At 64.9% G+C, this 24,098-nt stretch carries 18 protein-coding genes; 12 read left to right on the forward strand and 6 right to left on the reverse strand.

Going from position 1 to position 24,098, the window contains the following annotated elements:
- Nucleotides 1–32: 32 nt before the first annotated feature.
- Together RPF88_RS04035 and RPF88_RS04040 are read left to right on the forward strand one after the other, a co-directional pair.
- The gene (locus tag RPF88_RS04035; protein WP_337121738.1) at nt 33–434 is read left to right on the forward strand and encodes an SH3 domain-containing protein; all 402 of its coding nucleotides are present in this window, start codon (nt 33–35) and stop codon (nt 432–434) included.
- Between the two features lie 184 nt (nt 435–618).
- Nucleotides 619–1,830 carry an MFS transporter gene (locus RPF88_RS04040; protein ID WP_337121739.1) on the forward strand — a complete coding sequence of 404 codons (1,212 nt, stop codon included), beginning with the start codon at nt 619–621 and terminating at the stop codon, nt 1,828–1,830.
- 34 nt (nt 1,831–1,864) lie between these two features.
- On the opposite strand, the gene RPF88_RS04045 is transcribed toward RPF88_RS04040, so the two are convergent.
- Both RPF88_RS04045 and RPF88_RS04050 read right to left on the reverse strand, forming a co-directional pair.
- A complete protein-coding gene (locus RPF88_RS04045; protein ID WP_337121740.1) occupies nt 1,865–3,325 on the reverse strand; it encodes an MATE family efflux transporter in 1,461 nt (486 codons plus the stop codon).
- A gap of 175 nt (nt 3,326–3,500) precedes the next feature.
- Nucleotides 3,501–4,979 carry an esterase-like activity of phytase family protein gene (locus RPF88_RS04050; RefSeq protein WP_013530985.1) on the reverse strand — a complete coding sequence of 493 codons (1,479 nt, stop codon included), beginning with the start codon at nt 4,977–4,979 and terminating at the stop codon, nt 3,501–3,503.
- 243 nt (nt 4,980–5,222) lie between these two features.
- Between RPF88_RS04050 and RPF88_RS04055 the strand changes: the two genes are divergently transcribed.
- From RPF88_RS04055 to RPF88_RS04065, 3 genes are all read left to right on the forward strand, one after another.
- On the forward strand, nt 5,223–7,634 hold the full coding sequence (locus RPF88_RS04055; RefSeq protein WP_337121741.1) for a GcvT family protein: 2,412 nt from the start codon (nt 5,223–5,225) through the stop codon (nt 7,632–7,634).
- Nucleotides 7,635–7,646: 12 nt separating this feature from the next.
- Nucleotides 7,647–9,200: a trimethylamine methyltransferase family protein gene (locus tag RPF88_RS04060; RefSeq protein ID WP_027160622.1), complete on the forward strand. Its 1,554-nt coding sequence runs from the start codon at nt 7,647–7,649 to the stop codon at nt 9,198–9,200.
- A 119-nt stretch (nt 9,201–9,319) separates the two neighbouring features.
- Nucleotides 9,320–9,634 (forward strand): ferritin family protein, encoded by a 315-nt coding sequence (locus RPF88_RS04065; protein WP_013530988.1) that lies wholly within the window; start codon nt 9,320–9,322, stop codon nt 9,632–9,634.
- A 184-nt stretch (nt 9,635–9,818) separates the two neighbouring features.
- Here the strand turns inward: RPF88_RS04065 and RPF88_RS04070 are convergent, their stop codons facing one another.
- Nucleotides 9,819–10,844 (reverse strand): LacI family DNA-binding transcriptional regulator, encoded by a 1,026-nt coding sequence (locus RPF88_RS04070; protein ID WP_337121742.1) that lies wholly within the window; start codon nt 10,842–10,844, stop codon nt 9,819–9,821.
- Between the two features lie 196 nt (nt 10,845–11,040).
- Here RPF88_RS04070 and RPF88_RS04075 point away from each other — a divergent pair, with 196 nt between their 5' ends.
- The 5 genes from RPF88_RS04075 (at nt 11,041) to RPF88_RS04095 (ending at nt 16,027) form a co-directional block, all read left to right on the forward strand.
- The gene (locus RPF88_RS04075; RefSeq protein ID WP_027160620.1) at nt 11,041–12,072 is read left to right on the forward strand and encodes a Gfo/Idh/MocA family protein; all 1,032 of its coding nucleotides are present in this window, start codon (nt 11,041–11,043) and stop codon (nt 12,070–12,072) included.
- Entirely contained in the window at nt 12,069–12,977 is a 909-nt protein-coding gene (locus RPF88_RS04080; protein WP_013530991.1) for a sugar phosphate isomerase/epimerase family protein, read from the forward strand. Before RPF88_RS04075 ends, RPF88_RS04080 begins: the two co-directional genes overlap by 4 nt.
- Nucleotides 12,978–13,080: 103 nt before the next feature.
- Nucleotides 13,081–14,094 (forward strand): substrate-binding domain-containing protein, encoded by a 1,014-nt coding sequence (locus tag RPF88_RS04085; RefSeq protein ID WP_013530992.1) that lies wholly within the window; start codon nt 13,081–13,083, stop codon nt 14,092–14,094.
- A gap of 89 nt (nt 14,095–14,183) precedes the next feature.
- Nucleotides 14,184–14,981, forward strand: coding sequence for an ATP-binding cassette domain-containing protein (locus RPF88_RS04090; RefSeq protein WP_013530993.1), 798 nt, complete (start codon nt 14,184–14,186; stop codon nt 14,979–14,981).
- Nucleotides 14,978–16,027 carry an ABC transporter permease gene (locus RPF88_RS04095; protein WP_027160618.1) on the forward strand — a complete coding sequence of 350 codons (1,050 nt, stop codon included), beginning with the start codon at nt 14,978–14,980 and terminating at the stop codon, nt 16,025–16,027. The genes RPF88_RS04090 and RPF88_RS04095 overlap by 4 nt, the downstream gene beginning before the upstream one ends.
- A 147-nt stretch (nt 16,028–16,174) precedes the next feature.
- Here RPF88_RS04095 and RPF88_RS04100 read toward each other — a convergent pair whose 3' ends face one another.
- Together RPF88_RS04100 and RPF88_RS04105 are read right to left on the reverse strand one after the other, a co-directional pair.
- Nucleotides 16,175–18,775, reverse strand: coding sequence for an ATP-dependent helicase (locus RPF88_RS04100; RefSeq protein WP_024501437.1), 2,601 nt, complete (start codon nt 18,773–18,775; stop codon nt 16,175–16,177).
- Between the two features lie 91 nt (nt 18,776–18,866).
- Nucleotides 18,867–19,697 carry a DUF2059 domain-containing protein gene (locus RPF88_RS04105; protein ID WP_127366017.1) on the reverse strand — a complete coding sequence of 277 codons (831 nt, stop codon included), beginning with the start codon at nt 19,695–19,697 and terminating at the stop codon, nt 18,867–18,869.
- 194 nt (nt 19,698–19,891) lie between these two features.
- Between RPF88_RS04105 and RPF88_RS04110 the strand changes: the two genes are divergently transcribed.
- The gene (locus RPF88_RS04110) at nt 19,892–22,207 is read left to right on the forward strand and encodes a glucose/quinate/shikimate family membrane-bound PQQ-dependent dehydrogenase (protein ID WP_063168289.1); all 2,316 of its coding nucleotides are present in this window, start codon (nt 19,892–19,894) and stop codon (nt 22,205–22,207) included.
- Between the two features lie 137 nt (nt 22,208–22,344).
- Here RPF88_RS04110 and RPF88_RS04115 read toward each other — a convergent pair whose 3' ends face one another.
- Nucleotides 22,345–22,779 (reverse strand): hypothetical protein, encoded by a 435-nt coding sequence (locus RPF88_RS04115; protein WP_013530999.1) that lies wholly within the window; start codon nt 22,777–22,779, stop codon nt 22,345–22,347.
- Nucleotides 22,780–23,206: 427 nt separating this feature from the next.
- On the opposite strand from RPF88_RS04115, the gene RPF88_RS04120 reads away from it, so the two are divergent.
- Nucleotides 23,207–24,094, forward strand: coding sequence for a dienelactone hydrolase family protein (locus RPF88_RS04120; protein WP_063168288.1), 888 nt, complete (start codon nt 23,207–23,209; stop codon nt 24,092–24,094).
- Nucleotides 24,095–24,098 lie beyond the last annotated feature (4 nt).

Below are 24,098 nucleotides of genomic sequence, written 5' to 3' on the forward strand. Positions count from 1 at the left end.
GTGAACGGCCGGGATTCGAATGGAGGGGACTGATGAGATTTCGTTTTTTGCTTGTGGCCGCGACCATCCTGGCCGCGGTGTTCGGGACGTCCGCCGCGGCCTTCGCCTACAGCGCTCACACCTCGACCAACCTCAACGTCCGCAGCGGGCCGGGAGCGGGATACGCCAAAGTGGGAACGCTGCCCGCCGGCTTCAGAGTCAATGTCACCGGCTGCCAGCCGGGCTGGTGTAGAATCCATGGCGGCGGCGTGAGCGGCTGGGCCAGCGCCGGTTATCTTGAACGCACCCAGATCGTTCGCCCGCCAATCATCATCGTGCGTCCGCCGCATCGGCCGCCACACTGGCACAAGCCGCACCGTCCTCCGCACCATCGGCCGCCGCACAGGCCGCGTCCCGGCAAGTGCAAGATCGCGCCCGGCTTTGCTTGCAGGTAACGCCGACCGATTGAACGATAGATGACGGATCGGAGCCGCTGGCCCCGATCCGAGCCTGTTCAGCCGGCGGACATCCCGCTCAAGCAATGTCCACCGTGCTGTCAGGAGCCTGCCTGCCGGCTGGAACGTCGTGGATGAAACCGCGTTAGACCCTCGATCCCCGAAAGTGGTGACGAGGTTGGCCATGGCCATTCGCGATTTTGCGCATACGCACGAAGGGGCAGGTGGCGATGCTCTCGCAATCCCCACCGTCGCCGCGATGATTGCGGTGCTGTTTGCCGGCAGCACGGTGCTGACGCCGCTCTACATCGTCTACAAGCAGCAATTCGGCTTTTCACAAATCACCCTGACGCTGATCTACGCCGTGTATGTCGTCGGCAATCTGGCGGCACTTCTGATGTTGGGCAGCGTCTCCGATATTGTCGGACGCCGGCCCGCGAGCCTGGCGGCCATGCTCGTCGCCATCGTCAGTGCGCTTGTCTTCCTGTTTGCCGTAAACGTCGTCTCGCTCGACGTCGCCCGCATCCTGAGCGGGCTTGGCATCGGCGTCGGCGCGGGGACCGGAACCGCGTGGATTGCCGAGCTTCTTCCCGGCGCGGACAAGTCGCGCGCCAGTGTGATTGCCACCAGCACCAATTTCCTCGGCCTCGGCCTCGGCGCACTGATTTCGGGATTTCTGGCTGAATACGAGCCATGGCCGTTGCGGCTGATCTTCATCGTCTATCTGGCAGCACTTGTGGTGGTGACGATCCTGGTCTGGCGCATTCGCGAAACGGTGGCGAAGCCGGACGGCCTCGGGCGGATCTCCTTGCGGCCGCGACTTTCCGTCCCGGAGGAAATCCGTGCGCGCTTCGTCGCGCCGGCGGTGACCGGCTTCGGCGCGATGGCGCTGGTCGGGTTCTACGCCGCGTTGGCGCCGAGCATCCTGGCGCAGCAGCTGCATGAGACCAACCATGCCGTCGCCGGCGCGCTGTTCTTCGAGCTGGCGATCGTCACCGCGATCAGCATTGTCGTTCTGATGCACATGAAGAGCAACAAGGCGATGCTGGCTGCGCTGGCATTGATGATCCCAAGCGTCTCGTTGGTGATGGCGGCGCAGATATTGGCCTCGATGGCACTGATGGTTGCTGCGACGGCCTGTTGCGGCGTTGCGGCGGCGCTTGGTTACCGTGGCGGCCTGCAAGTGGTGAACGAGATCGCGCCCAAGGATCGTCGCGCCGAAGTGGTGTCCAGCTTCTTCATCTGCTGCTTTGTCGGCAACGCCTTGCCCGTCATCGGCATCGGCATCGTTTCGACCTATGCCAGTCCCGTCGCTGCCAGCCTGGCGTTCGCCGGCATGATCGTGGTGTTTGCGTTGGTGGCGCTGGCTTTTGGGCTGAAACAACAACGGCGTTGAGGGCCTGGAGCGGTCCAGCGGAACCGGGTTGGCTTCAGCCGTTCTGTGTTTCAGGCGAAAGATGCGCGCGTCCGCGCGGCACGCCAAGACCGGTGTCCGGCGGCTCGCCGGCGGCCGGCCTGTCCTCGATCATGTGCGTGGTGCGCCAGCGGCCGAAACGATAGTAGGCCGCCGCCAGTACAAGCGAGCTGATCGAACCCGCCGGGAAGCTCCACCACAGCGCTTCCTCGCCGATCACGCCACGCATGAAATAGGCAAAGCCGGTGCGCACGACCAGCACCGAAATGACCAGGATGATCAGCGGCGGCATCACGGCACCCGTGGCTCGTACGGTGGCAAACAGCACGATGGTTATGCCAAACAGGATGAACGACCACGAGGCGACATTGTTGATGTGGACGGCGATGTCGATCGCCGCGCTGTCGCTGCTCAGGAACAGGCTCAGCACCGAACGATCGAAAACCGACAGCACGGCAACCAGTGCGCCGGTCAGGACGAGGTTGAAGCCGACGCCTGAGGCGGCGATGCGGCCGATCCGGTCCCAGCGCCCGGCGCCGACATTCTGTGCCGCCATCGAGGACACCGCGGCGCCGATGGCGAGCGCCGGCATCTGGATGTAGGTCCACAGCTGGGCGGCGATGCCGTAGGCGGCGGCGACCTGTGAGCCGTAGGAATTGACGATGCCCATCACCGTCAGTGCCGCCGCCGAAATGACGATCATCTGCAGGCCCATCGGCACGCCCTTGAAGACGACGATGCGCAGCAAGGTGGGATCGGGCCGCAGCAGAGCGAGGTTGGCGCCGGCCAGCCGCAGCGGATGCTTGCGCACATAGAGCACGATCAGGATGGCGATCACGCTAACCGTCTGGCCGATCAGCGTGGACGTGGCGGAGCCCGCGATGCCGAGTTCGGGAAACGGTCCGATGCCGGCGATGAGCAATGGGTTGAGCACGATGTCGAGGACGACGGCCAGCGCCATGAAGAAGAAGGGGGTGCGTGAATCGCCGGCACCGCGCAGCACGGTCATGACGAAGGACAGAAGGTTCATCATCGGCACGGCGACGAAGATGATGCGCAGATAGGAGCGCGCCAGCGGCAAGGCGTCGGCCGGTGTGCCGAGCGTGTTGAGAATGGCGTCAACCCAGATCCAGCCGCAGACCGCGAAGACAACCGAGACGAGGAAGAAGAACGTCGCGCTGGTGCCGACAATGCGGCGCGCCTCGGGCAGGTCGCGGGCACCGACCGACTGGGCCACCAGGATGGTGGCCGCCATGCCGATGCCGAACACAGTGCCGAGGATCAGGAACAGGACGAGGTTGGCGTTAGAGGTGGCGGTCAGCGCCGATTCGCCGAGAAAACGGCCGACCCAGACGGCGTTGATCGAGCCGTTGAGCGACTGCAGCACGTTGGAGCCGAGCACCGGCAGGGCGAACAGCAGAAGCGTGCGCGGGATCGGGCCGCTGGTCAGGTCGCCGGTGCGCCGGCGCGCGGGCATTTTTTCGTCCATGGCGGGCAACTCGGCGGATGGTGATTTGGATCCAACCCACGATGATATCGCAGGCGGGACCGAGATGCACCCTTGCGAACGCGCGGCTGAAAGGCCGCTGCCCCGTTCATGCCTGCCGCGAGCCCAGCGGACGCGCCAAGCGCGCCCGCCCGTGCAGTGGCCGTTACTTCCCGGCGAGACCCGGCAGCGTGACCTGATAGACCAGGAACATGGTGTCGACATCGGCGCCGTCTTCCGCCTTGTAGGGTGCGCCGACCTGAAAACCGTCCTGGGCGAGGAAGTCGTTGTCGTTGGCGACGAACAGGAAGTAGTCGTCGGGCAGCTTCGGATCGAGAACGCTGACCACCGACATCGCCTCCCACTTCTCCGACAGGTTGTTCTTGTCGTTCGGCGCGCCATTGTGCAGGCCGAAGCGGCCGAGTTCGCCCTTGTCGTTGATGTCGATGAACGGCGTCAGCTTGGCCGGCATCACCGACGGGTCGAGCACGCCCTTGGGCGCCAGCGGCTTGTCGGCGGCATCGAAGGCGCCGCCGGCGATGTCGGTCGCGGCCGAGACGTCGACGACGAAGATCTGGCGCACCAGCGAGGTGTCGCCCTTCAGCCCCTGGCCGTTGCCGCTGTCGCGCGCCAGCATCAGGAAGGTCTTGTCGGAGAGCGCCACGATCTCGCTCTGCGCGGCGATCTTGGTCTTGCCCTTGGCATCCTTGAACACCGGCAACGGCACGACATACTCATGCGCCAGTTTGAGGTGGGCGAGGTCGGACGCGTCATAGACCAGCGCACGCGTGTTCTGGCGCGTCGCGGGCGAATCGCCGCCATCCTGCCGGGGCGCCGATTGCAGCACCGCGATCAGGAACTTGCCGTCCGGCGTCATCGCCATTCCCTCCAGGCCCTGGTTGTTCTGGCGGCCGGTCTCGGGGTCCTTCGGATCGGGCTCGGCGGCACCGGGTCCCGGATTGTCCGAGGCGAAGTTCGGCGTGCCGTGGCGCATCGGCACGAAGGCGGCCGGTGGCTGGGTTGCCGACAGCAGATGCCCGTCGGCGGAAAACCGATAGATGTTCGGGCCGTATTCGTCGGAGATGAACATCGAACCATCGGGCAGCCGCACGATCGCCTCGTTGTCGAGCGCCAGCTTGCCATTGTCGGCTTGCGGCAGGATCGGCATGTCGCCGCTTGCCGCGCGCACGCCGTTGAGTGGGTCGAGGCCTGTGGCATCAGCCCCCTTGTCGTCGGTGAGAAGCATGGTGTCGGCGAGCGTTGCCTTGACGCCCGTCTGCTCCTGGCCGGCAGCAGGTGCCGCGCCCGGTGCGACCGGAGCAAATTCGATGGCGATCGTGTTGAGGCGCGGCCGGTAGTCGGTGGTGCCGACGACATTGTAGCCACGGTCCGGCAACAGCCAGAGCGAACCCCTGTAGCCGGCGGTGTCATGCGTCCAGCCTGATGCGTCGATCGCCATGCCGGAACCCGAGCCGAAGGTCTCGCCGAACTTGTCGCGCTGAGCGGCCGGGATGCGGCCGACGCCGACCAGCCCCTTGTTGACGAGGCCGCCGACGGTCGCGGTGCTGTCGGCGAGCGCCGGCGCCAAGGCGGTGAACAAGGCCAGCGCGACGCCAAGCGACGCGGGTCGATACAGGTGCTTCATGGATAATCCTCTTTGTGACGGATGTGCCGGAGCGGCCGCGGGACGAAAAACTGAAAGAGGTGCGACATCGATGATGCTGCGCAAGCCTCCCCGAAATGCGGTCTACGGCGCGAACATGATGCTTGCGTGACAGCGCGCAGTGCATGCCGGCGGTCGACGAAAAACGATGCGCGCGCCGGCACTGGACACTTATGTCCAGTGGATATATGCTCCAGTCTTCGGACCAACCGTGGAGGGGAAGCCTTGAAGTCGCACTACCGCGCAGTCGTCATCGGAGGTGGCGTGGTCGGAGCCTCGGTGCTCTATCACCTGACGCGGTTCGGCTGGAGCGATGTGGCGCTGATCGAGCGCGCAGAACTGACGGCCGGTTCGACCTGGCACGCGGCGGCAGGCTTCCATGCGCTCAACGCCGATCCCAACGTGGCGGCGCTGCAGGACTACACCATCAATCTCTACCGGGAGATCGAGGCCGAATCCGGCTGGGATATCGGCCTGCACATGACGGGCGGCGTCAACATCGCCAGCGATCCCGCGCGCTGGGAGTGGTTGAAATCAGCCTGGGCCGTGTTCCAGTCGGTCGGCATCGAGACCGCGCGCCTGGTCACGCCCGACGAGATCAAGGCGATCTGCCCGATCGTTGACGTCAACGGTGTTCTTGGCGGCCTGCATGATTCCAACGAAGGCCATCTCGACCCGTACGGTACCACGCATGCCTATGCGGGTGCTGCGAAGAAGCGCGGCGCCGACATCATCTTGCGCAACCGGGTCGTCGAGCTGAAAGCACGTGCCGACGGGCGCTGGGACGTCATCACCGAGCAGGGTACCATCATCGCCGAGCATGTCGTCAATGCCGGCGGGCTGTGGGCGAAGCAGCTCGGCCGCATGGCCGGCGTCGACCTGCCGGTGACGCCGATGGAGCACCACTATTTCATCACCGATGACATTCCGGAGATCGCAGCACTTGACAGGGAAATCGGCATCGCCGTCGATCTCGACGGCTTTTCATACCTGCGGCAGGAGCGCAAGGGTGTGCTGCTTGGCGTCTATGAGCAGAACCCAAAGCATTGGAACATGGACGGAGCGCCGTGGGACTACGGCATAGAGCTGATCCCGGAAGACATCGACCGCATCAGCCCGGAACTCGCCAAGGCGCATGAGCGCTTCCCTTGCCTGGCGACGGCCGGTATCCGCAAATGGGTCAACGGCGCCTTCACCTTCACGCCGGACGGCAATCCGATTGTCGGGCCGGTGCGCGGCCTGAAGAACTACTGGGTCGCCTGCGGCGTCATGGCCGGTTTCAGCCAGGGCGGCGGCGTCGGCAAGTCGCTGGCCGAATGGATGATTTTCGGCGAGCCGCAGGCCGACATCTTCGGCATGGATATCGCTCGCTACGGCGCCTTCGCCGCCAACCGCGAATATCTCAGGCAGACGACGCGCCAGTTCTATTCGCGCCGGTTCGTCATGACCTTTCCCAATGAACGGCTGCCCGCCGGCCGGCCGCTGAAACGCCCCGGCGCCTATGACGGCATGAGCGCGGCGGGATGCGAATGGACGGCTTCCTGGGGGCTGGAAATCCCGGCCTATTTCGCGCCGATGGGATTTGCCGAGAGCACGACGCTGCGGCGCTCCAACGCCTTCGACATCGTCGGCGAGGAGGCGCTGCAGGTGCGGCGCGCCGCCGGCCTCGTCGATATCTCGGCCTATGCGCGCTATGCGGTGTCGGGGCTGGGTGCGGAGGCGTGGCTCGACCGGCTGCTCGCCTGCCGATTGCCGAAGCCGGGGCGGGCCGGCCTGGCGCCGATGCTCGGCCATGACGGACGGCTGAAGGGCGACCTCACCGTCTTCAACTGGGGCGGCGGCTCTTATTGGCTGATGGGCTCCTACTATCTCCGGGAATTCCATATGCGCTGGTTCGAGAGCCATGCGGCGGAGGGCGTCACCATCGCCGACCTCTCCGACACGATGAGCGGCTTCCTGCTCACGGGGCCGAATGCGCGGGAGATTCTGGAGCGCACGACGCATCAGGATGTTTCCGGCGCAGCATTGCCGTTCATGGCCTGTGGCGCATTCGACATCGGTATGGTGCAGGCACGTGTGGCGCGGCTGTCGATCGCGGGCGAACTCGGCTTCGAAATCAGTTGCCCCGTGACCATGCACGCCACTCTGCGCGACACGCTGCTGGCTGCGGGCGAGGATCTGGGCCTTGCTGAAATCGGCTACTATGCGCTCAATGCGCTGCGGCTGGAGAAGAGCTTTGGCATCTGGTCGCGTGAATTCACGCAAGGCTATACGCCGGGCCAGACCGGCCTCGACCGCTTCATCGCTTTCGGCAAGAGCGACTTCATCGGCCGCGAAGCAGCGTTGAAACAGCGGGAGGCCGGCAGCGGCCAATGCCTGGTGACGCTGGAAATCGATGCGCTCGACGCCGATGCCAGCGGTTTTGAGCCTGTCTGGCATCAGGGCCGACGCGTCGGCTTCGTCACCTCGGGCGGCTATGGCTATACGGTCGGCAAGAGCCTGGCGCTGGCTCTGATCGACCGCGATTTCGCAGGCGAGGGCACCGCGCTCTCCGTGCATGTCGTAGGTGAGGAACGGCCGGCGCATGTCGTCGCGGCCTCGCCCCACGATCCCCTGGGCAAGGCAATGCGGCAATGAGGAGGATTTCCGATGGTCGATGACGCGGCACGGGACGGCAGGCGCGAGCGCCGGCGTGGACGCACGGGCGAGGCCGGCAGCGAAAGCAGCCGCCGTCCCAATTACCATTCGCTGAAGAACCCGTTCCTGCCGCAGCCGATCTTTTCGGACGACCAGGTGGCTTCGATCCACGACACGGCGCTGCGGGTGCTGGAAGAGCTCGGCATCAAGGTGCTGCTGCCGCAAGCGCGTGAGCATTTTGCCAATGCCGGCGCCCTGGTCGATCCAGACACCGACATGGTGCGCATCGGCCGTGACATGGTGACGGCGGCACTCGCCTCGGCGCCGAAGTCGATCCACGCTTACGCCGGTTCGCGCGCCCGCGATCTGACGCTGGAGCTCGGCTCGATGACCTTCCTGGCCGGGTGCGGGGCGCCGAACGTCACCGATCTCGAGCGCGGCCGGCGGCCGGGAACACTGGCGGATTTCGAGGATCTGATGCGGCTGGTGCAGCATTTCGATGTGCTGCATATGCTGGGGCCCTGCATCGAACCGCAGGATGTCGACAACCGCTTTCGGCACTATGCCGTCAACCGCGCGCAGTTGACGCTGTCGGACAAGCTCCCGTTCGTCTTCGCGCGCGGCACGCCGCAAGTCGAGGACGGGTTCGAGATGCTGCGGCTGGCGCGCGGCTTGTCGGAAGAGGAGTTTTTGGCAAGCGCGCATTGCTACACCGTCATCAACACCAACTCGCCGCGTCAGCTCGACATTCCGATGGCGCAAGGCATCATCGATTTCGCTCGCGCGGGGCAGGTCTCCGTCATCACGCCGTTCTGCCTGGCGGGCGCCATGGCGCCGATAACGGTCGCCGGCGCGCTGACGCTGCAGCATGCCGAAGCGCTGGCCGGGCTGACGCTGGCGCAGATCGTGAGGCCGGGTGCGCCGGTCGTCTACGGCTCGTTCTCCTCCAATGTCGACATGAAATCCGGCGCGCCCGCCTTCGGCACGCCCGAGCACGTCAAGGCGACGCTGGGCGCCGGCCAACTGGCGCGCTTCACCGGGCTGCCTTGGCGGTCCGGCGGCGGCAGTGCGGCCAACATCTCCGACGCGCAGGCCGCGCACGAGACGCAGTTCGCGCTGTGGGGCTCGGTGCTGGCCGGGGCGACGATGTGCATCCATGCTGCCGGCTGGCTGGAGGGCGGCCTCAGTGTCTCCTTCGAGAAACTGATCACCGACATCGAGGCGCTGCAGACGGTGGCTGAACTTTGTGCTGCGACGCCCGGCGACACCGACACGATTGGTTTCGAAGCTATCGCCGAGGTGCAGCCGGGCGGGCATTTCTTCTCGGCCAGCCACACCATGGCCCGCTACCGCACCGCTTTCTACGAGCCGCTGGTGGCGGACTGGTCGAATTTCGGCAACTGGACGCAAAGCGGCTCGAAGACGGCGAGCGAGCGCGCCACCGGTGTCTGGAGGCGGGTGCTTGCCGATTTCGCGCCGCCGACCTCGGCCGTCGCCACATCAGGCGTGCTGGACGAGTTCATCGCGCGGCGCACGGCAGAGGGCGGAGCGGCGCCGGTGTCTTGAGGCTGGCTCCCGCTGATCGCCCTGGTTGTGGCGTGATCCGGAACCTATAGCGCCTCCCGCGCATTCAAGGCTGCGGCCGGTGCACTGCGCACCGGTGTGCTGTTTGAGGGGAGGACGACATGGGTTTCGACCAGTATCACGAACCGCCTGAAGAACTGTCGCAGGAGGTGCGGACCTTTGCCCGCATGATCACCTCGCTGATCGAGGAGGCGGAAGCGATCAGCTGGTACGAACAGCGCATGTCGGTGGAGAAGGACCCGCAGGCGCGCGCCATCATGAAGAACGCGCAGGGCGAGGAGTTCAAGCATTTCGGCATGGATCTCGAATTCCTGCTGCGCCAGAAGAAGGACTGGCGCGCGGAACTGAAGGAAATCCTGTTCACCACGGGCGACATCGTCAAGGCCGGGGAGCGAGGCGAGAAGAAGGTGGACTAGGGTATGTCGATATTCAGGTGAGGCCGGCCTGCAAACGACGGCTTTCTGCGCTTCCGGTGCTCACGGACCCGAATGTCCGCTCCGCTCCGGTTCTCAAAAGCCATCATTTTCGGCTCGGCCTGACCTGAATCTCAACACACCCTGGCTCAGCGTTTGACAAATTCGCCAGGTCCTGCTGCTGCGATTAATCGCTGTCGCGCGCGACCAGTACCAGCGGCCAGACCTCGCGGATGATCCGCGGACCCTCCGGGCCGGCGAAGGCGGGAAGCGACGCCAGCAGCATTTCCGCGAGCCGTTGTCCCATCGGCTCGAGCGCCGGGCGGAAGGCGGTCAGGGCTGGCGAGAAATAGCGGCAGAGCGGCGTGTCGACGATGACGGTCACCGCCATGTTGTGGCCCGGCCTGATACCCATCTCTGCCAGCGCCTTGCAGCCGCCCAGCGCCATCGCGTCATTGTTGAAGATGATGGCGGTCGGCGGGGCGTTGGAGCGCATCACCTGCGGCGTCACCTCGTAGCCGCCGGCCTCGTTGATGAAGCCGGACGCGATCAGCTCGGGGTCGACCTCGATGCTGTGCCGCCGCAAGGCCTTGCGATAGCCGGCCAAAAACAGATAGCCGAAATTAAGGTCGAGCGACGGGCGGACGGCGGCGATGCGGCGGTGGCCGCGCGCCACGAGGCGGTCGACCGCGTCGGCGCCGGCCTTCTCGAAATCGAGGTCGAGGGAAGGGTAGGACTTGGTTCCGGAGCGGCTGCGGCCGAGCGTGGCGAAGGGAAAGCCGGCCTGGGTGAGATAGTCGATGCGTTCATCCTCGCGCCGCGTCCAGGCCAGCAGCACCGCATCGGCGCGGCGCGTCTCGACGACGCGGCGCAGGCGCTCCTGCTGGTAGTCGCCCGGCGCGCCCATGACCACGGTCAGGTCGAGCCCGCTTTCCGCAAGCCTGGCCTGCAGCCCGATCAGGAACGGAATGAAGAACGGCTCGCCATATTGCTGGTCGCCCGGATGCGGCTGCAGCATGAAGGCGATCGAATGGGTGGCGCCTTGCCGCAGACTGCGGCCGGACTGGTTCGGCGAATAGTTGAGCGTCCTGGCCGCCTCGAGCACGCGCTGGCGCGTGTCGGCATTGACGTCGGCGCGGCCGTTCAGCGCCCGCGACACCGTGCCGATCGAAATGTTCAGGTGACGGGCAAGGTCATGAATGCTGGATGCCAAGTGACTGTACTCCCCTTGCTTGGCTAGCACCGGTAGCCGCTCAGGCCAAGGCGACAGGACGATTTTCACGAGCGGCCAATTGACATTCTACGCCTTCGGGTGTGTTCTCGTAAACGTTTACGGAAAAACGTTTACGGTCATGCCGTGGATGCCGTGACGATCGGTCTGGAGGGACCGAGCGGAGGAGGAGCGCCGGATGATCAATGCCGTCCTGGTCGGCTGCGGAGCGATGAGCAAGGCGTGGCTCGATGCCGCGCAGCAAGTCGACGGGCTCGCCATTGTCGGCCTTGTGGATCTCGATGCCGACAGGGCACGGGCGCGGGCGCACGAATACGGCCTCACCAATGCCGTCATCGGCAGCAGCCTCGATACCGTCCTCGATCAGATCAAACCGCAAGCGGTGTTCGATGTCGTGGTTCCCGCCGCCCGGCGCGCGGTCGCGCTGTCCGCCTTTGCGCACAATTGCCATCTGCTGACGGAAAAGCCGCTCGCCGACAGTCCGGAAAATGCGCGCGCCATCGTCGAGGCCGCGCGTCGCGCCGGGCGCATCCATGCGGTCGTGCAGAACCGCCGCTATGTCGCCAATGTCAGGCGCATCCGGAGGTTCCTGGACTCCGGCGCCATCGGTGCGCCGACCAGCATCCACGCCGACTTCTTCGTCGCGCCGCATTTCGGCGGTTTTCGCGAGGAGATGGCCCATGTGCTGCTGCTCGACATGGCGATCCACACCTTCGACGCCGCTCGCTACATGGTGAATGGCGAGCCGGCCGGCGTCTATTGCCAGGAATGGGAGCCGGCCAGTTCCTGGTACAGGCAGGGATCTTCGGCCAGCGCCGTCTTCGATCTCGGCGACGGCAAGGTCTTCACCTACGCCGGCAGCTGGTGCGCGGCCGGCTTCCGCACCAGTTGGGAAAGTGCATGGCGCATCGTTGCCGAGCGCGGCAGCCTCATCTGGGACGGTCATGACGATTTGAGGGCAGAAGCAGTGATGCCGGGCCGCGAGGGAATGTTCGACAAAACCCAGCCGATCGAGGTGCCGCCGCTCGATGCGTCCGATCGCGTCGGCGGCCATCTCGGCATTCTCCAGGATTTCATGCACGCCATCGAGACCGGCACCGAGCCGGAAACGCGCGGCGGCGACAACATCAAGAGCCTGGCCATGGTTTTTGGCGCCATCGAAAGCGCCGAGACCGGCCGCCGCGTGACAATCGCAGAGGAAGCACAATGACGCCGAACCCGCTTCTCGACATCCGGATCGGCACCATGGTGCGGGCCAATCTCGATGACCCGGCGGCTTACATCAAGCAGATCCTGCCGCTCGGCTTCGAGAGCATCCAGCCCTTCTTCTGGCAGACGCTGGGCGGCAAGGATTTGCCGCGGCTGGCCGGCCAGATCCGCGAGGCGATCGGCGATGCCGACGTCACCGTGTCCTCGCTCGGCGTGTTCGGCAATCCGCTGGAAGACGGCGAGGTCGATCGCGGCGTGCTCAAGGCCTGGGAGACGGTCATCGACAATGCGCATCTGTTCGGCACCTCGATGGTCAGCGGCTTCACCGGCCGCCTGCGCGGCAAGAAGCTGACCGACAGCCTGCCGCGCTTCAAGGAGGTCTGGGGACCACTGGCCAGACGCGCCGCCGACAAGGGCGTGCGCATCGCCTTCGAGAACTGCGCGATGGACGGCAACTGGGCCGCCGGCGACTGGAACATCGCCCACAATCCGGACGCCTGGGAGCTGATGTTCAACGAAGTGCCGGACGACAATCTCGGGCTGGAATGGGAGCCCTGCCACCAGCTCGTCTATCTGATCGATCCGATGCCGCAGATCCGCAAATGGGCGCCGCGCATCTTCCACGTCCACGGCAAGGACGCGACGGTGCGCTGGGATGTCATCCGCGAGCATGGCGTGTTCGGCCGGCTGCCCTTCGTGCAGATGCGAACGCCGGGCTTCGGCGACAGCGACTGGACGCGGGTGATCAGCGAATTGCGGCTGGCCGGATACAAGGGCGCCATCGATATCGAAGGTTGGCACGACCCGGTCTATCGCGGCGACCTCGAGATCACCGGCCAGGTGCGGGCGCTGGAATATCTCAAACAATGCCGGGGAGGGGCCAGCTACCTGCCGAACCCGATGTGAGGATCGGCCGGCGGGAGGAGCCGGCCGGGATGTCTGCAACGCACATTGCCGAAGCGAATGTCGAAACCCCTCGCTTGCGAGGACAAAAAGGGAGGATAAGTGCATGAGCATGACGATGAGAAGGACAGTTCTGCGCTCGACCGTCGTGGCCGCCGCCACGGTGCTTGCCGCTGCGATCTCCACCTTGCCCGCGCAGGCGCTCGACGCCAAATGGTGCAAGGACGTCCACATCCGTTTCTTCGTCGGCGGCGCCGAGGGCGATGCTTTCGGCACCATCGTCTACAATGGCGCCAAGCAGGCAGAGGCCGATCTGGGGCCGAAGGTCGACTACATCTTCTCCCAGTGGGACATCGAAAAGATGGTTCAGCAACTGCGCGAGGCCGTCGCGGTCAAGCCCAACGGCATCGCCATGATGGGCCATCCGGGCGACGCATCGATCATGCCGCTCGCCGAACAGGCGCACAAGGATGGCATCAAGATGATGTACCAGAACGTGCCTGTGCCGAAGGTGGTGGAAGCGTTCGGCGGCGGCTATGTCGGCGCCCAGCAGGAACAGCAGGGCCGCGCGCTCGGCGCCGAGGCGTTCAAACTGGGCAAGCTGAAGGCCGGCGACAAGGCGATCATGATCGGTCCGTTCGAAAACGAAAGTCGCGGCGCGCGCGAACGTGGCACGGTGGCGGCGCTCAAGGAAGCCGGCGTCGAGGTCATCCAGTTGTCCTCACCGCCGAGCGGCGAATGGGCGTCCGATCCCAATCTGGCCATTCCGGTGATCACCGCGGCGCTGCTCAACAATCCCGACGTCAAGGCGGTCGGCTATCCCGGCGGGCAGATGCTCGGCAATGTCTCGACCTATATGCAGGCGGCCGGACGCAAGGCGGGCGAGATCTTCAATTTCGGCTTCGACACCAGCCCGCAGATCGTCGAGGGCTTCAAGGGTGGCTGGGTGCAATTGACCGCCGACCAGCAGCCGTTCCTGCAGGGCTATCTGCCGATCCTCAGCCTCTGCCAGCAGGTTGTGCTGGGGCTGGCGCCGATGAATGTCGACACCGGCGCCGGCTTCGTCACGCCCGAAAATTACGAGATCGTCGCCGAGCTCGCCAAGCAGGCGCTGCGCTGACCTCCCAAGCCGCCGGCCGGGATCTCAGGCCCCGGCCGGCGGGACCGCTGGCGACGACGCCGGCACGAGACAATGAAAGCGAGCATCCGATGGCCGAACGCCTCATCGAACTGCGCGACATCAGCAAGTCCTATGGCCAGGTCTATGCGCTGGGCGGGGTCAATCTCAGCGTCGACCGCGGCGAGGTCGTCGGCCTGCTCGGTGACAATGGCGCCGGCAAGTCGACGCTGATCAAGATTCTCTCGGGCGTGGTCAAGCCGACCAGCGGCGAAATCCTCGTGCGTGGTAAGCCGGTGACCGGGTGGAGCGCGGCGCGTTCGCGCGAGGCCGGCATCGAGACGGTGTTCCAGGACCGGGCGCTGGCCGTGCAGCAGACCATCGTTCGCAACATCTTCATGGGCCGCGAGCTGACCGGCTTCATGGGCTTTCTCAGGGTCAACAAGGAGATCGAGGAGGCAAGCCGGCTGATGCGCGAGATCGGCTTCACCTCGAAAGTGTTCACGCCGCAGTCGATCGTCGGCCAGCTTTCGGGCGGCGAACGCCAGGGCGTGGCGATCGCCCGCGCCATCTACAAGCAGGCCGAGCTGATCGTCCTCGACGAACCGACGACGGCGCTGTCGCTGACCGAGACCGCCAAGGTATTCCATTTCGTGCGCCAGGTGCGGGCGAGCGGCCGCTCGATCCTGTTCATCGGCCACAACATCCATCATGTCTTCGACATCGCCGACCGCTTCGTGGTGCTGGACCGCGGCAAGGTTGCACTGACGACCGACCGCAGCGAGGTCAAGTCGGCCGAAGATCTCATCAACTTCATGGAAGAGGTCGCGCATCCCGGCGGATTGGCCGGGCTGCACGATGCCGGCGACGCGGAGCAGAGAGCACGATGAGCAAGACCATGGAGCCCGACCTGCACGAGCCGTCCTCCGGCATTCCCCGTCCCAGTTCTCAGAAAGAATGGAGGCACCCATCCGATCACTGGATGCGCGGCTTCATCCTCGACAACCGTGCCGCGCTCGGCACGCTCGCCGTGTTCATCGTCATGATGACGGTGTTCCTGATCGCCAACCCGACCGTTTTCACCACCTGGTATCTCTACCGTTCGGTGCTGACGACGCTCCCCGTTGCGCTGTTCGTGGTGGTGCCGCTGGTCTTCGTCGTCACCTGCGGCGAGATCGACCTGTCGTTTCCGGCAACGATGGGCTTCGCCTCATGGGTCTTCGCGCTGGTCGTGCAGGCCGGCTACGATCCGTTTCTCGGCATCGCCGCGGCACTCGTCACCGGCATGCTGCTCGGCTTCCTCGTAGGCTCGCTGGTCGTCTATGGCGGGCTGTCGTCGTTGATCGCCACGCTGGGCATGAATTTCCTGCTGCGCGGCCTGATCCAGATCATCAACGAGGGCAAGTCGATGGCGCTGACCAGCCTCAGCGACAGCTGGGCCTACACGATCTTCTCCAGCCAGCTCCTGGGCATTCCGGTGCAGATCTTCTGGGCCATCGGCTTCGTCGTGCTGTCGGCGATGCTCTATAACCGCCATCGTTTTGGCGCGCAGGTGAGGGTGGTGGGTGACAATCCCGACAGCGCCCAGCAGATGGGCATCGACGTCAAGCGCGTGCGGGTGAAAGTGTTCGTCTTCGTCGGCATCGGTGCGGCGATCGCCGGCACCTTCTCGGTGATGATCAACTTCACCTGGTGGCCGACCGCCGGTGACGGCTATCTCCTGCCGGTGCTGGCCTCGGTGTTCGTCGGCGGCACGCCGACCTGGGGCGGCATCGGCACCGTCGTCGGCGGCGCCATCGGCGCGGTTACCGTGTCCTTCATCCAGACCGGCGTCGTGGCGGCGGGATTGAGCGGTTTCTATGTGCAGTTCTTCAACGGGCTGATCATCATCCTGTCGCTGCTGGGGCACAAATGGAATCAGGCGCGGTATCGGTGAGGGGCTGTTTCGTTGGCGGACCGCATGCCTTGACGATTGGCGTAGACATCAATCACTTCGTCATCCTCGGGTCTGCGCCGCGACGCTACGCTCCTTGCTTCGCCCGTGGATGACGAAGGTGAGGCTTCCGCGGGGAAAACGCCATCTTCACACCGCAGCCACAAACCCATCCAGCACGCGTTTCTGGCCGGCTTTGTCGAAGTCGATGGTCAGCTTGTTGCCTTCGATGGCCGAGATGTTGCCGTTGCCGAATTTCTGGTGGAAGACACGGTCGCCGACGTTGAAGGCGGACGGCTTGTCGGAGACGGATTTGGCGACCAGCTCGCCGTCGATGGTGCGGCCCTTGACCGAGGTGCGGCCGGCGCCGTAGCCGCTGTCCGTCTCGCCGTAGCCGATGCGCTCGACCTGGTGGCCCGAGCGCGAGCCCCAGTTGCGGTCGGTCGCCTCGGTGCGGTTGGCCTGCGCGCGCTGCCAGCCCGGCGTCGCATAGGTGTTGGAGAAGGCGCCGGATTTTTCGCTGTCGGCGCCGACATTGTCGAAGCGCGAGGCGCCATAGGGGTTCTGCCGTCCTGCGCCCTGGCCGCCGCGGCCGGAGGCAAAGGAACCGCCGCCATAGGAATTGCCGTAGCCGCCGTAGGAGTTGCCGCTTTCAGCGACCTCGACATGGGCGTTCGGCAATTCCTCGAGGAAACGCGACGGGATCGTCGACTGCCATAGGCCATGGATCTGGCGGTTGGAGACAAACCAGATATGCAGGTTCTTCTTGGCCCGCGTCAGGCCGACATAGGCGAGGCGGCGCTCTTCCTCCAGCCCGGAGCGGCCGCCTTCGTCGAGCGCGCGCTGATGCGGGAACAGGCCTTCCTCCCAGCCGGGCAAGAAGACGGTCTCGAATTCGAGGCCCTTGGCCGAATGCAGCGTCATGATCGAGACGGCGTCGAGCCCGGCATTCTGTTCGGCGTCCATGACCAGCGCGACGTGCTCGAGGAAGGAGCGCAGCGATTCGTACTCCTCCATCGAGCGGATCAGCTCTTTCAGGTTCTCCAGCCGGCCGGGGGCTTCGACCGAGCGGTCGTTCTTCCACATGTCCGTGTAGCCGCTCTCTTCGAGAATGGTCTCGGCGAGTTCGGTGTGCGGCGTGGTTTCCAGCGCCTTCTGCCAGCGCTCGAAATTGGCCGCCACTTCGCGCAAGGCAGCGCGCGGCTTCGGCTTCAACTCGTCGCTTTCGGCGAGCTTGGCGGCGGCCTCCAGCATAGGGATGCGCAGCGCACGGGCGGTGTCGTGGATCTGGCGGATGGTGGCTTCGCCCAAGCCGCGCTTGGGCACATTGACGATGCGTTCGAAAGCGAGGTCGTCGGCGCCTTGCGCGACGACACGGAAGAAAGCCATGGCGTCGCGGATTTCCAGGCGCTCGTAGAAGCGCGGGCCACCGATGACGCGGTAGTTGAGGCCGAGTGTGATGAAGCGATCCTCGAAGGCCCGCATCTGGAAGGATGCACGGACAAGAATAGCCATGTCGTTGAGATTGTGCTTCTGGCGCTGATAGGCCTCGATGGTCTCACCGATGGCGCGGGCTTCTTCTTCGGAATCCCAGGCGGCGTGGACATTGACCTTGCCATCCTCGGGATCGTTGCGATCCGTGAACAGCGTCTTGCCGAAGCGGCCCTCATTGTGAGCGATGAGGTGGGAGGCGGCACCAAGGATGTGCGCGGTCGAGCGGTAGTTGCGCTCCAGCCGGATGATGGTGGCGCCGGGGAAATCCTTGTCGAAACGCAGGATGTTGTCGACCTCGGCGCCGCGCCAGCCATAGATGGATTGGTCGTCATCGCCGACGCAGCAGATGTTTACGGTGGCGCGGGTTTCGGCCGAAGAGCGCCCAATCTCCCCCTCAAGGGGGGAGATCGGCTTGCCTTGAGGCCTTTGCGCCAACAGCCGCAGCCACATGTACTGGGCGGTGTTGGTGTCCTGGTACTCGTCGACGAGGATGTACTTGAAGCGCTTATGGTATTCCTTCAGCACGTCCGGATTGGCGCGGAAGATGCGGATCGGGTGGCACAGAAGGTCGCCGAAATCGCAGGCGTTCAGCGTCTTCAGTCGCTCCTGATAGGCCTTGTAGAGTTCGCGGCCCTTGCCGTTGGCGAAGGCGCGCGCGTCGCCCTCGGCAATGTCGGCGGGGCCTTGCCCCTTGTTCTTCCAGCCGTCGATCATCTGGGCGAACTGCTTGGCCGGCCAGCGCTTGTCGTCCAGCCCCTCGGCCTGGATCAACTGCTTGATCAGCCGCACGACGTCGTCGGTGTCGAGGATGGTGAAGTCGGAGCGCAAACCGGCGAGTTCGGCATGTCTGCGAAGCAGCTTCACTCCAATCGAGTGGAAGGTGCCGAGCCATGGCATGCCCTCTACATTGCCTTCGCCGATCAGCACGCCGATGCGGATTTTCATCTCGCGCGCGGCCTTGTTGGTGAAGGTCACCGCGAGGATCTGCGACGGAAACGCCTTGCCGGTGGCGAGGATGTGGGCGATGCGGGTGGTGAGCACGCGGGTCTTGCCGGTGCCGGCGCCGGCCAGCACCAGAACCGGACCCTCCGTTGTTTCAACAGCTAGCCGCTGCTCCGGGTTGAGGCCCTTCAGATAGTCGGGTGCGTTGTTGTGTCCGCTGCGGGCAGCCATGGCGCGCGCGGCGATACCCGACGGGGCCGAGGGCCGCGCATTGGGTTCGTCGAAAAAGGGCATGTCTTCGGAAAAGCCGGACATCGCCCCCGAATGTAGTGATTCGGTGGGGAAAGACCAGAACTGTCTACGTTTTGTTCCGCTAAAGTGCTGGCGGCAAGGATGTACGGGCTGTTCAGGCCTTGCGGTAGCCGAGAGCGACGAAAAATCGCTGCCCTAACGAACGCGCCTCATCGGTCATCACGGCGCCGAGTGCCGTCTGCATCCGGTCGTAGTAATGGCTGCCCGCAGGGGACGCGAGAAATGCCGCGTAAAGCCTGAGATCGTCGAGCGACAAGTCACGATAGGCGAAAGCATTTCCTTCCATGATCCCCTTTTCGGCTTTTTCACGAAGGTTGCCGGCCTGCTTGTGCACCAGCACCATTATCTGCTGATCCGATAAAGGCTGCCCGGCTGCCGCGAGCATTCCCGAAACCATCGCATAGCCCATGTTCAATGCGATCGCTTCAGCCATGTCCACGGCGCTGGTATCGTCGACGATTTTCCGGTACAACGCGAGCCGTGTCGGATCTCCCGCCTGAAGTCCTCCAAGGATTTTTGGACCTTCGATCTTCTTGCGCCCCACGGCTTGCGGATCGGACGCTTGGATCTCCAGGGCTGTGACCCGCCTGCCCAATGGTGAATCGAAGAAAGCAGCCAGATCGGTGAGATCGACGGGCTGCAACCGGCCCGTCATCCGCGCCTCTACGGCTTTCTCCATCCTGTCAGCGTCAAAAGCGCCTTCAGCGGCGGCGGACAAGGCTTCCTTGACTTTTTCCGGCCCCGGCACGGATTTGATGCCGGCGACTATGCTTGGGCCGAGGCCGGCCAGCATCTCGTGGAAGCCGCTTGCCTTGTTGATCTCCTCGAGCGTTTGTGCCGACGCCGGTTGACTGCCAGCCATAAGCACGACGAAGCCGAACAGCGCGCCGGCAATGCGCATCCATGGCGGAAAGACGAAGGGCATGACTCGGTCTACTCCACGGTGATGCTGCGACGGAGACTGCTCGATAACCCGACCGCAGGCAAGATGAATTGCCACCTTGGCGTGTGGGCCAGCTTGACAGGCGGGGCGGGCAGGAGAAAGCTGTGCGCAGGGCAGGAACGGGACATCGGGCTGTCCTTGGCGTGGCAAAGCGCAACAGTCGAAGGAGTATCATCTTGGCTGTCACCATCACCTCCCTCATTCTTTTCCTCATCGGCCTGGCACTCGGCGGCGGCGGCATCCGCCTGGCGATGCTGGGCGGCAGCTGGTACTATGTCGTTGCTGGCCTTGCCTTCCTGATCGCCGCCTGGCTGCTCTACCGGCGCCGGTCCACCGCACTGTGGCTCTACGCGGCGATCGTGCTCGGCACGCTGGCCTGGGCGGTCTGGGAAACCGGCTTCGACTGGTGGGAACTCGGGCCTCGCGGCGGCGTCATCGTGCTTCTCGCTTTGTGGCTGCTGACGCCGTGGGCGAGACGGGGTCTTGTCGGCCCTGACGCACGCGCGCCGCTGATCCTTGCCGTGCTGGCATCACTGGCCGTCGCCGGTTATTCGATGACTTCGGATCCGAAGGACATTGCCGGCGAACTCGGCACCGACAAGGTGGTCGCCAACGCCAATCTCGGCAATGACGTGCCGGCCGGCGAGTGGCACTATTACGGCCGCACGCAGTTCGGCCAGCGCTATTCGCCGCTCGACCAGATCACACCGGACAATGTCGCCAAGCTGCAGCCTGCCTGGACCTACCAGACCGGCGACGTGAAGGGACCGGACGATGTCGGCGAGACCACCTATCAGGTGACGCCGCTGAAGATCGGCGACACGCTCTACATCTGCACGCCGCATAATTTCGCCATCGCCATCGATGCCGCGAGCGGCAAGGAGAAATGGCGCTTCGATCCCAAGGTCAAGCTCGACAAGGACCGCCAGCACCAGACCTGCCGCGGCGTGGCCTATTACGCCGATGCCGCCGGCGCCGCCGGGCAGCCCTGTGCGACCCGCGTCTACCTGCCGACCTCGGACGCGCGGCTGATCGCGCTCGACGCCGCCAACGGGCAGATCTGCCCGGCTTTCGCCGAGGGCGGCACGCTGAACCTTCTGACCAACATGCCCTATCCGAAGTCGGGCTATTATTACTCGACCTCGGCACCGCTGATCTCAGGCGGCAAGATCATTGTCGGCGGCGCGGTCAACGACAATTATTCGACGCAGGAGCCGTCCGGCGTCATCCGCGCCTACGACGCTGCCACCGGCGCGCTGGTGTGGAACTGGGATTCCGGCAATCCGGACCAGACGACGCCGCTGCCGGCCGGCCAGACATATACCGCCAACTCGCCCAACATGTGGTCGACGCCGAGCGCCGACGAGAAGCTCGGCCTGCTCTACGTGCCGCTCGGCAACCAGACGCCGGATCAGCTCGGCGCCGGGCGCAGTGCCAATGTCGAGAAGTTCTCGTCGTCGATCACCGCGCTCGACCTCAACACCGGACAGGTGCGATGGGTGCGGCAGACCGTGCACCACGATCTCTGGGACATGGACGTACCGGCGCAGCCGAGCCTGATCGACATCACCAAACCCGACGGCACGGTGGTGCCGGCGCTGGTCGGACCGACCAAGCAGGGCGATCTGTATGTGCTCGACCGCCGCACCGGTGAGCCGGTCATCGCGGTCAACGAAGTGCCGGCGCCCGGCGGCGCGATCGAAGGCGACCACACATCGCCGACGCAGCCGGTCTCCGATCTCACCTTCATGCCGAAGCCGCTGACCGGCGCCGACATGTGGGGCCTCACCATGTTCGACCAGTTGGCCTGCCGGATCGAATTCCAGGGCCTGCGCTATGAGGGTCGCTATACGCCGCCTTCCGTCCAGGGCTCGCTGATCTACCCCGGCAATTTCGGCACCTTCAACTGGGGTGGCGTCGCCGTCGACCCGGTCCGGCAGGTGCTGTTCGGCATGCCGACCTATCTGGCGTTCAAGTCGCAGTTGATCCCGCGCGATCAGGTGCCGCCGCCGGACGAAGGGCGGGGCAGCGAACAGGGGCTGAACCGCAACGAGGGCGCGCCCTATGCGGTGGTGATGGGACCGTTCCTGTCGCCGCTCGGCATTCCTTGCCAGGCGCCGCCCTGGGGCTATGTCGCCGGTGCCGATCTCAGGACCGGCAAGATCGCCTACAAGCACCGCAACGGCACCGTCTACGATATGACGCCGCTGCCGCTGCCGCTGAAGGTCGGCGTGCCCGGCATCGGCGGGCCGATGATCACCGCCGGCGGCGTCGCCTTCCTGGGGGCCGCAGTCGACGACTACCTGCGCGCCTACGACCTGACATCGGGCAAGCAGCTGTGGCAGGCGCGGCTGCCGGCCGGCGGGCAATCGACGCCGATGACCTATACGGTCGCCGACGGCCGCCAGTTCGTGGTCATCGTCGCCGGCGGCCACGGTTCGGTCGGCACCAAGCCGGGTGACTATGTGATGGCCTACGCGCTGCCGAAGTAGGGGCGACAGGGTGACGCGATCTTTCAGAGGTCGCGCCGCCCCTCATCTGTGCCGGTGTCCTTTCCCCGCATAGTGACGGGGAAAAGTGCCCGACTGGGCGATGAGGGGCGGGAATCTTCCGATCGGCCCGTTGTCGATCAGCCAATCCCCAAATGACCCTTCAGGCTGGGCACCGAGCCGAGCACCTTGTTGGTCAGGTCGGGGCCGGCGGCGGCTTCGGCCTGCTGGATCAGCGTCGCGCCGGCCTTCTGGATCTGCGCCATGTCGAGCCCGGATGCCTTGAGCGCGGCGATGCCGTTGATCAGCGCGCCGGCCTTCTCGCCGAGAACGCCGCCAAGCGCGCCCTGCAACGACGACAGAAAACCGCCACCGCCGGCCGGAGCGGCGGCCATGACGTCATATTGATGGGCGAGGTCGTCGGCGCCGGGGATTTTGGCGAAGAACGCCGAGGCGCTGGTGCCTTCCGCCTCGTGTTCGAGCACCGAGAAAATGGTGCCGACGACTTTCTCCGTCGTCGCCTGGTCGAGGCCCGCCTTCTGCGAAACGGTGTTGACGATGTCCTGGACGTTCATGGCGTCACCTCAACCCTGGGTTTTCGTGTTGCGGTTCCGCTCAGTGCGGACCCTGATCAACGATAGTCTGCCTGCATTCACAACCATCGAGCGTAGGGCCAAAGCGGCGGCCCCCGCAAGGACGACCGCGCTGGCGAGGATCGGGGAAGGCATGGTCATGGTCTCGCTTCCTTCTGGGTCTGAGGCACGCGGTCAAGATACCGTCGATAGCCACCTTCCTTCACGATTGTGGCAGCGCCAGCAGGATTTATCGCCAATGACTAAAAAGTGATGACACGGCCGCGCATGGGCACCGGCTTTGCTGCCCGGACGCGGCCGGCGGCATACGCCTGAGGCAATCGACGGCAGCGATGAGTGCTCGACTGGATGATGCCGGCTTGGTCCCTATGTAGCTGGGAATTGAAGCCCGAAGCAGAGGAGCCCATCCATGACGAGACCCGACGCCAAGCCCACCATCACCCAGGCGATGATCGACGCCTATGACGAGTACACGCATCTGACGCTCGATCGCCGCCGGTTCATGGAGCAGTTGACCCGGCTTGCCGGATCAGGTGCGGCGGCGGCGGCGATCGCGCCTCTTCTGGCGGCAAATTCGGCGCAAGCAGGAATCGTCGCCGACAACGATCCGCGCGTGAAGGGCGAGGACATCAGCTACCGCGGCGGCAGCGGCGAGATGAAGGGCTATCTGGTCAAGCCGGCGAACCAGACGGGCAAGCTCGGTACCGTCATCGTCGTGCATGAGAACAGGGGGCTCAACCCGCATATCCGCGATGTGGCGCGGCGCGTGGCGCTGGAAGGCTTCGTGGCGCTGGCGCCGGATTTTCTGTCGCCGCTCGGCGGCACGCCGACCGACGAAGACAGGGCGCGCGACATGTTCGGCAAGCTCGATCCGGCGCAGACCATCGCTGACGGTGTTGCGACCGTCGCTTTCCTCAAGAGCGACAAAGACGGCAACGGCAAGGTCGGCGCTATCGGCTTCTGCTGGGGCGGTGGCACGGTCAACATGCTGGCCGTCAACGCGCCCGATCTCAGTGCCGGCGTTGCCTATTACGGCATGCAGCCGAAGGCCGCCGATGTATCCAAGATCAAGGCGGCCTTGCTGCTGCACTATGGCGGACTCGACGAGCGCATCAATGCCGGCATCGACGCCTTCAAGAAGGAACTCGACGCGGCGCATGTCGACTACACGGTCTATGTTTATGAAGGCGCCAACCACGCCTTCAACAACGATACGTCGGCGGCGCGCTACGACAAGAAGGCGGCTGACCTCGCCTGGGGCAGAACGATCGCCTTCCTTCGGGAAAAACTGAAATGACTTC

Origin of the sequence: Mesorhizobium sp. ISC11 (assembly GCF_037162595.1) — a bacterium.
Taxonomy (GTDB): Bacteria; Pseudomonadota; Alphaproteobacteria; order Rhizobiales; family Rhizobiaceae; genus Mesorhizobium; species Mesorhizobium ciceri.

What these genes read in the sequence shown, in the direction of transcription:
- RPF88_RS04115 (WP_013530999.1), bottom strand. Translation starts at nt 22,779, where the DNA reads ATGAACGTCCAGGACATCGTCAACACCGTTTCGCAGAAGGCGGGCCTC.
- RPF88_RS04045 (WP_337121740.1), bottom strand. Translation starts at nt 3,325, where the DNA reads ATGCCCGCGCGCCGGCGCACCGGCGACCTGACCAGCGGCCCGATCCCG.
- RPF88_RS04050 (WP_013530985.1), bottom strand. Translation starts at nt 4,979, where the DNA reads ATGAAGCACCTGTATCGACCCGCGTCGCTTGGCGTCGCGCTGGCCTTG.
- RPF88_RS04085 (WP_013530992.1), top strand. Translation starts at nt 13,081, where the DNA reads ATGAGCATGACGATGAGAAGGACAGTTCTGCGCTCGACCGTCGTGGCC.
- RPF88_RS04040 (WP_337121739.1), top strand. Translation starts at nt 619, where the DNA reads ATGGCCATTCGCGATTTTGCGCATACGCACGAAGGGGCAGGTGGCGAT.
- RPF88_RS04060 (WP_027160622.1), top strand. Translation starts at nt 7,647, where the DNA reads ATGGTCGATGACGCGGCACGGGACGGCAGGCGCGAGCGCCGGCGTGGA.
- RPF88_RS04065 (WP_013530988.1), top strand. Translation starts at nt 9,320, where the DNA reads ATGGGTTTCGACCAGTATCACGAACCGCCTGAAGAACTGTCGCAGGAG.
- RPF88_RS04105 (WP_127366017.1), bottom strand. Translation starts at nt 19,697, where the DNA reads ATGCCCTTCGTCTTTCCGCCATGGATGCGCATTGCCGGCGCGCTGTTC.
- RPF88_RS04080 (WP_013530991.1), top strand. Translation starts at nt 12,069, where the DNA reads ATGACGCCGAACCCGCTTCTCGACATCCGGATCGGCACCATGGTGCGG.
- RPF88_RS04120 (WP_063168288.1), top strand. Translation starts at nt 23,207, where the DNA reads ATGACGAGACCCGACGCCAAGCCCACCATCACCCAGGCGATGATCGAC.
- RPF88_RS04090 (WP_013530993.1), top strand. Translation starts at nt 14,184, where the DNA reads ATGGCCGAACGCCTCATCGAACTGCGCGACATCAGCAAGTCCTATGGC.
- RPF88_RS04075 (WP_027160620.1), top strand. Translation starts at nt 11,041, where the DNA reads ATGATCAATGCCGTCCTGGTCGGCTGCGGAGCGATGAGCAAGGCGTGG.
- RPF88_RS04100 (WP_024501437.1), bottom strand. Translation starts at nt 18,775, where the DNA reads ATGTCCGGCTTTTCCGAAGACATGCCCTTTTTCGACGAACCCAATGCG.
- RPF88_RS04035 (WP_337121738.1), top strand. Translation starts at nt 33, where the DNA reads ATGAGATTTCGTTTTTTGCTTGTGGCCGCGACCATCCTGGCCGCGGTG.
- RPF88_RS04095 (WP_027160618.1), top strand. Translation starts at nt 14,978, where the DNA reads ATGAGCAAGACCATGGAGCCCGACCTGCACGAGCCGTCCTCCGGCATT.